This is a genomic window from Haliscomenobacter sp. (assembly GCF_040403615.1).
In the GTDB taxonomy this organism is placed as follows: domain Bacteria; phylum Bacteroidota; class Bacteroidia; order Chitinophagales; family Saprospiraceae; genus Haliscomenobacter.
This window is the reverse complement of record NZ_JBBAKG010000170.1, coordinates 1-8,701: the sequence shown is the minus strand read 5'-3', so window position 1 is coordinate 8,701 and position 8,701 is coordinate 1. Positions and strand designations below refer to the sequence as shown.

Here is an 8,701-nt window from a genome sequence, read left to right as displayed (position 1 = left end):
TTGAAAATCAGCTCCATTGGACGATGGATGTTACTTTTGGGGAGGATGGTAGCCGTAAAAGAAAAAACAATGCCGCACAAAATTTTGGACTCTTTCGGCGAATGGCTCTCAACTTTCTTAAAACAAATGGTGAAAAAGAAAAAGTCAGCATTAATCGTAGAATGAATCGATGTGCATTATCCGACAAGTATCGCGAAAACACACTCAAATTTTAATGCGTTTGCCCTGCGTACCCCCCCAAATCCGTAAAATCATCTTCTGTCAAACCCAGAATAACATCGGCTTGGCTGTACCAATTCTGGCTGATGGCAGTCGCTCGTAAATCCCGCCAGCTATTGACCGCACTACGCGCATCGTTTGACCAAACAAATTCCAAAGCCCTAGCATTGACTTGCCTGAAAGTCACCTCACAGAGTGCAGTACCTCCAGCACAATTGCGCAGAATCTGTTGCCCACCAAAAACGTTGACGTTTGGATTCACAGTAAGTCGCTGATGCACCACCAACACGGTGATTTCTCTTTTTTGCCGCAAGTCGACGCCCCGCTTTTCCGCCATTCGGCGTCGTGCTTCATCTGGAGAAAGAATACCTTGCTGGATGACTTTTTGTAGGACGATGCTGTCGTCAAATACTGGAGCATTATTTTGCTTGCATAAGTCTTGTGCAATTGCAGCAATGGTTATTTGAGTACAAAAGGTTAAAGCTGACAGGAACTGGATGGTTTTCATATATTAAGTATTAGATGTCCAAATTTACATTAACTTTTTAGCCAAACGTTTAAAAAACGGATTTGCCATCAAATAGGCACTCAAATCCAATAGCCCTGGCACAAAATGAAAACAGCGCAGCAAAATGGTGCTGGTTTTTAATTCTTTTCCAATGATTTTGAATAATTTCTTTTCGTAACTTTTTACAAAAGCAGCGCTGAAGTCCTGCTTTTTAAAGGCAGTCACAATCGTTTCTGCCGCCACTTTTCCACTCACAATGGCATTGCTAATGCCCTCTCCAGAGGCAGGATCGATCAAGGATGCCGCGTCGCCAATCAACAGAAAGTGATCACCAGACATGGGGACACGCCGCGAGCCCAAAGCCAGACCAAAACCCTCCAGCTTTCCCTCCTGCATGCTTTCATCAAAACGGCCCCTGAGCTCAGGAGTAGCCTGGATGAAGGCATAAATAGCCTCTTTTAAATTGACCTTCTTCCGGGCAATGCTGCTCGTCAACATCCCGAAGCCCACATTGGCCGTATCTTTTGACAAAGGAAAAACCCAAAAATAACCAGGCATAAACTCGGGCAAAACAAACACTTCGGTGCGGTTCAAATGCAAACCCTTGACTCCTTTGAAGTAAGCACGTACTGCTCCAGCGTGGTGGTTTTGCTCCAGTCGAGCAGTGGTTAGTTTTTTGCCGACCATGGATTGAGTGCCATCGCTGCCAACCAGGAATTTGGTGCTGAAATAGCTTTGTTGGCGGGAGTTGCCAACTAGGAACATTCCAGAAGCTGTATCGTCCCGAACAATCTCATCTACCTGAAATCCTTCTAAAATCTGCACATTAGGCGCATGTTGGTGTACTCCTTGCAAGAGGGCATGGTCAAAATCAGTTCTCCGCCAACAATAGGCTTCATTGACCCAATGGATATCAACGGGCCTGCGGGAATTGATGTGCAGGCGGGTATGTTTGATCTCGTTTTTTTGAGGGAAGGAGCGAAATTGCTCCACCAGTTCTGGGCAACAGCGGAATAAAGTCTTGATGGAACGCCCGGTGATGGCGTCGCCGCAGGTTTTGGAGCGGGGAAAGGTCGCTTTGTCGATCAGGAGTACCTTCAAATTGGAATGGCGAAGTTGTAAAGCACAGGTAGCACCAGCTGGGCCTGCGCCGATGATGATGACGTCGAAATGGGGCGGGGAGGCTTGATTGTTGGACATTGGTTTTAATTATGTGCTAAAGTAGTACTCAATTTCGATTGTTAAGCGCCAGTTTACAATTAATTATCACTTGGTACTTACCTCTTTTTTTAGATTAACAATCTGTTAGAAAAAACTGCAAAATCAGCCTGGATGAACTGTGCAAACGCTTCAATTTCGACAAGTTCAATCTCTTGCGCCAACAGAATGAACGCGCCTGGAAATGGATGAAGCACATCATCAACCGCTTAAACCAGCAACACAGCTACCAATCGGCAACCGGCAAGAATGGAGATTATCCAGAAGTGTTGTTAACCAATATCCAATAATCAAAATCCAATGTCCAATATCCAACGCGATTTGACATCGTGAGAAGAATCTATTTATCGCCCGCGTTGTAAGACTCGGATTGTGCTGACAACTAAAATCCACCTACGCGAGTTCCCATCAAGATTTCTCCCTCCGCCTTCACCCGCGTTGGATATTGGATATTGATTATTGGACATTGACATTGAACTAACCCCTTCCTTCCATAACCTTCAAAAACGCCTCTTTATAAACCCTTCCAATGGGAATTTCTACCTGATTTACCTCTACATCGTGGGCAGTATAAGCGGAAATCTTGTCTTTGGCCACAATGTAGGATTTGTGTATACGCAAGAATTTATCTCCTGGCAATTCGGCCATAAAATTCCCGATCGATACTTTGGTCAGGATGCGCTGTTGTGGCAAAACGATTTTGACGTAGTCTTTCACCCCTTCCACGTACAAAACATCATCCAGGGCTATTTTGATGGTTTTTCGTTCTGCCTTCACCAAAATAAAAGCCGAATCCGAAACAGCCTCTGGGGAAGAAATGGAGGAAGCGGACACGGGTCCCAATTTTTGACCCAAAAATTTATCCAGCGCTTTGATGAATCGCGTGAAGGGAATCGGCTTGACCAGGTAATCCAATACATTCAACTCAAAGCCTTCCACCGCGTATTCCCGGTAGGCGGTAGTGATGATGATGGCAGGTTTGTTTTGGAGCGATTCAATCAATTCCAGGCCAGTAATATCGGGCATTTGAATATCCAGAAACAGCAAATCGGGTTGCAAAATCTTGATTTCGCTCATCGCCTCAAATGGCTCAGTAGACTTTCCACACACTTCAAATTGATTGAATTTGGCCAAATGCTGCTCGATGACGTTCAACGCCAGGGGCTCATCATCCAGAATGTAACACTTAAACTTCATTCGACTTAAAATTTGATGCTCAATTCCACCTGATATGTTTCTTCGGTACGGTTGATCAGCAGTTGATGACGTCCGGGATAAAGCAAGTTAAGTCTTTTTTGGATGTTTTGCAGCCCCAGTCCACCACTGTCCTGCTGAATGGTTTTGCCTGTCTTGACGCTGTTGTTCATCCTGAACAACAATTGCTGCTGATCGGCGTGCAGGTAGATGCCTACCCTAAACACGCCGTCTTTGCCAACCCCACCGTGCTTGAAGCAATTTTCGGCAAAGGGCAGCAGAATCAAGGGCGTTACATTAACGGCATCGTTTTGTACGACAATGTCTTTGCTTACCTGCAATTTTTCAGCATAGCGCAGTTGCTCCAAACCCAGGTAATTTTCCAACAATTGCATTTCTTTGGCGAGTGGCACAGTATCCAGACTAGCGCGATAAACCAGATAATCCAACAACTCTGTCAATTTCAAGATGCTGTCTGCCGTCTGGTCGGAATGGGAAAGGGCCAGACTGTAGATGTTGTTTAGGGAGTTGAACAAAAAATGCGGGTGCAACTGACCTTTGAGCAATTTGATTTCCGTTTCTGCCTTGGCTTTGATCAATTCCTCATTGAGCTTCTGGTTGCGGCGGTAATCGCCAATGATGTAAATGCACACGGCCAGGGCAATGATGGCATAATCGCGAATGATGTTTTTGAGCATTTTATTGACCGGCACCGGAAAATACTGCTCAGACCGCAGGTAGTTGACCAGTTCCTGCCATTTGATGCGGGAATAAAATACAAAAACTGCCACTACCAAGGCCCAAAACAGGAACCACAGCCATTGATTGGTCATCAAGTACCTGGGCACTACAAATAGCGCCAGAAAATAGGTAGCGGCCATTAACATGGGCAATGACAAGAGGGTTGCCTGAAAGAAGCGGCCTTTTTCTTCCGGAAAGATGTGAACCAGATTGGCAAAGTATTCCGATACGATGTACAGCACCCAAAAAAGAAGATGGGTTATGACCTGTGGAAATCGACGCTGCCAGGTCGATCTTGGAGTGGGTAGTAACGTTTCGATGGCGACTGATTTTTGTGCTTCAAATTAAACACAATTGGTCAGCATCTCAATTGTAAAGTAGAGGAACGACCTTTTTAGGTAGTGCAACGACCCGTCTGTTGGCTCAATGTCATGACTTGAACCATAGTATCATTGCCGAGGCGTTGTGCCGACACAAGAATAAAGGTACTTACAACTGTTTTCAAAGAGGCATCTGGGCTCAAGTATACAAAACAACTTGATTTTGCGTAGCAACATTCCTCGAAATCCATTATTTTTGTAAAAAACGAATTGCATGTCAGAAATCAGGCTGAATGTAGATGACCGATACTTGCAACCTCTACTGGGTTTTCTGAGAACCCTAAATTATGTTCAAATCAACAAGGTTTCGGAATCTTCAAATCAATTAGAAAAAACAGATGCTATTGCCGCGCTTCAGAATACCATCACAACTGATGATCCATTGCTTTTGGCTTTAAAAACGCCAATTGCAACAACTGACCTAGAAACGGCCTTACTAAATGAGAATTATCATGGCACTGATTTGCTAAAACTAGGCCAGTTCGCCACTGATTTAAACATCCCCCAATCTGCTGAAGATTTGATAAGCCAGTTAAGCGAATGAAACGTTATTTATTGGATACCAACATCTTGATTCATGTGCTGAGAAATGATTCTTTATCGGTACGCACAGATTGATGCTTTTAGCCAGGGAAAACTAAAAGACCAGCCACTCAATAACTCACCGCGTAACATGGGAAAAAATGACCTATGGATTGCCGCTACCGCTTCGGTTTTTAATTTAGAGCTGATGACTCTTGATCAAGATTTTAATCACTTGAATGTGGCTTTTTTGGAATTGGTTGCGTTGACGGCTAGTAAATAGACCTTATGTCATTTTAATTGCTAATTCATTAAATTGATCACTTTTGAGTCGGCTAATCTTCCCCATTTTTACAAGTCTTCTTTCGTCCCATAAGAAAATCTTGCACCACCTACTCAACTTGTAGTTCCTCTCCTCAATCTACCCTTTTGTCTACTTCTCCAATCTTGCTTTGCTGCACAGCCTAAGTTTGACCCAAGTTAATTCACAAAAAACAACGTCATGAAAAACAAAATCAAAATTTTCCTACTTGCTGCCTTCGTCATCTTGGGGATGGGTTACACAATTGCGGCAACAAGCCCTGAAGTTTCTGCGCTGGCCATGCCCGGAGGCGCTTTTCTCTCCTACGCCAACAAGTTTGGTGGTGAAATCACCAAAAAGGAAATCCTGGCACACAAAACATTAAATGTAGATGGCTGCGCGGCAGGCTCGCGAATTTTCAGCTACCAAATCGAGATCACCAAATCCGGAAAAGTATCCACCTTCAAAGCAGAATCCGACACCCTGAGTAAAGAAATCATGGCCGCGTTAAAGGAACTGTCCGCCGGAGATTCCTTTGAATTCAAAAGTGTGAAAGCCTATTGGGGCAAACGAAAAGAAGATGTTGTGGATGTGCACAGCAAAAAATTTGTTGTTGCGGATAATCCAGTTTAATTTCAATATCCAATAGCCAATAATCAATATCCAATATCCAACGCGGGTTGATATTATGGGTAAATCCTGATGAGAATCCGCGATGTAAAGCTCGGATTGTACGAAAAATCTAAAACCAACCTTCGCGAGTTCCCATCAAGATTAACCCTCCGCTTTCACCCGCGTTGGACATTGGATATTGATTATTGGACATTGAACAGAGGTTATTGGATATTGGATATTGAATTAAAGAGCTTTGCTCCTCGGCGCAACGCCTTAAAAAACAGCCACCCAAACAGCAGCGCGGCCGCATACGCAAACTGCATCGAGCGTTCTTCTCCAATTCGCGAAAACCACTGCGCCAGCACAATTGCGGCCAAACCCAGTAAAGCCATTAGCCACTGTCTTGCCGCGAGGTACAAGAGGCGCGCTCCCTCCCGAATATCCGGTGTGCGCACTTCCAGTTGGCCTTTGCGGGCTTTTTGCAAGGTTTGCTTCAGTTCATCCGGCAAGGCCAATGTTGTGACCAGGGTTCCTTGTACCAGGTTGCGCACGAAGCCCAGCCAGCCCCCTTGCTGGTTTTGCACCAGCTCTTGGGCATACGGCCGCACCACTTCCAGCGGATTTAACGTGGGATCTAGGCTGTTGCACAAGCCCAAAAGCAGGGTCAATGCCCGATTGAGCAAGACCCAATCTTTGGGCACCAGTACCGTACCCGCAATGCCACTGATGCCGATCTCCTGAATGAGGGACACCATGCTGTTGTTGAAGGGATTGACCTGAATGTCTTTGAAATTCAAGCCATCCAGTTTGACTTCATTCTGTAGAAAATTGCGCATGGCACCGATCATTTTTTCCGCAATTTGTTCGGCTTCGCGGCCTTCGGCCAAAAAGCCCATCAAGCGCACGGCCTCGATGATGCCCTGGGTATCGTTTTTGACGGCAGACTCGATCATCTTGGGAATGCCTTCGCGCAGGGCGGGGCTAAGTTGGCCGGTTGCCCCAAAATCGAGCAGCACCACGGTGCCGTTGGACTGCACCAGAATGTTGCCAGGGTGAGGATCAGCGTGGTAAAAACCGTCTTTGAGCACCATTTTGCTGTACGACCGCAAGAGGGTGCTGGCCAGCGCCCGCCGATCCAGTCCCCACGCATCGATTTGCTCCAGGTTGGAAATTTTGACCCCATCGTACCAGGTGGTTGTCATGACGCGGGTAGCCGAATATTGGGGATGTATTTCGGGGATGCTCAGGCCTGGTTCTGCTTGCAAGTTGACGCGAATTTTCACCATTGCAGCGGCCTCTTTCACAAAATCGAGTTCTTCTTCAATCATCAACTTGACCTGGGTGTACACATAATCCATGCCCTTTACACTGTAAAACCAGGCGCTGACCTGGATCAAGCGGCGGATGATCTCCAAATCGATGCGGGCAGTAGACTCAATGCCCATGTGCTGCACCTTGACCACAACTTCAGTGCCATCTTTGAGTTGAGCGCGGTGGGCTTGCCCGATGGAAGCTGCAGCCAGGGGTTCTTGGTCAAATCGGGTAAACAATTCTTCTGGTGCTTTGCCCAATTCCTGGATGATGCGCTCGCGCACTTCGGCATAAGGGCGAGCCGGAATTTTATCTTGAAGCTCCTCTAGTGGCTTTTGAAAAGTCTCGGGCAAAAAATTGCTGAGGATAGACAACATCTGTCCGATCTTGATGAACAAGCCATTCAGTTTCAGAATGGCCCGTTTGACCCGCTCGGCATTGCGCACGTGTAGTTTTTCGATGCGCAAATCATAATAGCGCTGTCCAAAAATGCGCTTGCCCAACATCAAAAAGATGTAGCTGAGCATAACCAGGGCGGCAACGTGGTAGGCTTTGCGAAAACGGCGAGAACCAGTCATAGGTTTTGAGTTTTGGGTTTTGAGTTTTAAGCCCACACAATATTACTGGGAATGTGCAAAAATGTATGGGCTTAATCCTCAAAACTTAAATCCCAAGCACCTTTTTAAAAAACATCAAATGCACAGGCAAGGAGTTTTGCCAATATTCCCAGGTATGTGCGCCGGGTCGCTCGGTGTATTCGTGGGGGGTCTGGTTGTACAGCAGTCGACGGTGCAATTCCCGGTTTGGTTCAATCAAAAAGTCGTCTACGCCACAATCAAAAATCATGGCCAGGCCGTTGGTTTTCATTTTCTCAGTCATGGAAACAACTGAGTTATTCAAGTAAAACTCCGGTTTATCCTGCTTGGAAGGCCAGATATTGGCCTGGCGCTCGGCGATGGCTTTGCGACGCTCTGGCGGAACGTTCCAATGATCGGTATTGATGTCTACCGCGCCGCTCATGCTGCCAACTGCGCAAAACAACTCCGGATTGCGGGTAGACAGGTACAAGGCCCCGTGACCGCCCATGCTCAGTCCCGAGATGACCCGTGATTTGCGGTCATTGATGCTGCGATAGGTGGCATCTACTTTAGGGATGACTTCCTTGATAATGAAGCTTTCGTACTGGCTGGTAGCGTTGATTGGGCTGTCCAGGTAATACCCACCAATGCCTCCGTCGGGCAAAACAAAAATGAGGTTGTATTCATCGCACAAGCGGTGTACCAGATTCTTGTCGGGCGTATTCAGCAACCAATCGCTGAATTTGCCGTAGCCACCATGCAAAAGATACAAGGTCGCGTAGCGGGTTTGCCCTGCTTGGTAGCTTTTGGGGGTTACCACCGCAATTTTTACTTTCTTTTGCAGGTAGCTGCTGTTGATTTCAATGGTGTCGACTTTTGCTGCCTGCAAGGCAAAACTGATGCCGAAGCAACAGGCGAAAATGATGCAGAGTTTGTACATAGTTCAGTCAAATTGATACTTTAGTTTGAAACCGTTTCTCGGAAACGATGAGTCTTATTTTCTGACATTACGCAACACCAAAAATATTCGTCTAATCCAAAATATCCACAGCAATTCGGAAAAGGCCTTATTGAAATCCCGATTTTGCGGAAGTGGAGGCGGGTTAAGCGAAAA

Annotated in this window: 11 protein-coding genes; 5 read left to right on the top strand and 6 right to left on the bottom strand. The window is 46.1% G+C overall.

The window, feature by feature from the left end; all coding sequences use genetic code 11:
- Positions 1–215, top strand: a 215-nt coding sequence (locus ABW391_RS29650) for a transposase (protein WP_502916360.1), incomplete at its 5' end; no start/stop codon positions are given.
- Here the strand turns inward: ABW391_RS29650 and ABW391_RS27650 are convergent.
- Positions 212–727, bottom strand: coding sequence for a hypothetical protein (locus ABW391_RS27650; RefSeq protein ID WP_353485146.1), 516 nt, complete (start codon positions 725–727; stop codon positions 212–214). The genes ABW391_RS29650 and ABW391_RS27650 overlap by 4 nt on opposite strands.
- A 24-nt stretch (positions 728–751) precedes the next feature.
- A complete protein-coding gene (locus ABW391_RS27645; protein ID WP_353485145.1) occupies positions 752–1,927 on the bottom strand; it encodes an NAD(P)/FAD-dependent oxidoreductase in 1,176 nt (391 codons plus the stop codon).
- A 173-nt stretch (positions 1,928–2,100) separates the two neighbouring features.
- Between ABW391_RS27645 and ABW391_RS27640 the strand changes: the two genes are divergently transcribed.
- Positions 2,101–2,235: a hypothetical protein gene (locus ABW391_RS27640; RefSeq protein WP_353485144.1), complete on the top strand. Its 135-nt coding sequence runs from the start codon at positions 2,101–2,103 to the stop codon at positions 2,233–2,235.
- Positions 2,236–2,422: 187 nt separating this feature from the next.
- Here the strand turns inward: ABW391_RS27640 and ABW391_RS27635 are convergent, their stop codons facing one another.
- The gene (locus ABW391_RS27635; RefSeq protein ID WP_353485143.1) at positions 2,423–3,142 is read right to left on the bottom strand and encodes a LytR/AlgR family response regulator transcription factor; all 720 of its coding nucleotides are present in this window, start codon (positions 3,140–3,142) and stop codon (positions 2,423–2,425) included.
- A gap of 5 nt (positions 3,143–3,147) precedes the next feature.
- On the bottom strand, positions 3,148–4,122 hold the full coding sequence (locus tag ABW391_RS27630) for a sensor histidine kinase (RefSeq protein WP_353485142.1): 975 nt from the start codon (positions 4,120–4,122) through the stop codon (positions 3,148–3,150).
- Positions 4,123–4,474: 352 nt separating this feature from the next.
- Here ABW391_RS27630 and ABW391_RS27625 point away from each other — a divergent pair, with 352 nt between their 5' ends.
- The 3 genes from ABW391_RS27625 (at position 4,475) to ABW391_RS27615 (ending at position 5,716) form a co-directional block, all read left to right on the top strand.
- The gene (locus ABW391_RS27625; RefSeq protein ID WP_353485141.1) at positions 4,475–4,804 is read left to right on the top strand and encodes a hypothetical protein; all 330 of its coding nucleotides are present in this window, start codon (positions 4,475–4,477) and stop codon (positions 4,802–4,804) included.
- Positions 4,805–4,849: 45 nt separating this feature from the next.
- On the top strand, positions 4,850–5,065 hold the full coding sequence (locus ABW391_RS27620) for a PIN domain-containing protein (protein ID WP_353485140.1): 216 nt from the start codon (positions 4,850–4,852) through the stop codon (positions 5,063–5,065).
- A gap of 219 nt (positions 5,066–5,284) precedes the next feature.
- Positions 5,285–5,716 (top strand): hypothetical protein, encoded by a 432-nt coding sequence (locus ABW391_RS27615; RefSeq protein WP_353485139.1) that lies wholly within the window; start codon positions 5,285–5,287, stop codon positions 5,714–5,716.
- Between the two features lie 203 nt (positions 5,717–5,919).
- On the opposite strand, the gene ABW391_RS27610 is transcribed toward ABW391_RS27615, so the two are convergent.
- On the bottom strand, positions 5,920–7,587 hold the full coding sequence (locus ABW391_RS27610; RefSeq protein WP_353485138.1) for an ABC1 kinase family protein: 1,668 nt from the start codon (positions 7,585–7,587) through the stop codon (positions 5,920–5,922).
- Positions 7,588–7,672: 85 nt separating this feature from the next.
- A complete protein-coding gene (locus tag ABW391_RS27605; protein ID WP_353485137.1) occupies positions 7,673–8,527 on the bottom strand; it encodes an alpha/beta hydrolase in 855 nt (284 codons plus the stop codon).
- Positions 8,528–8,701: the final 174 nt, after the last annotated feature.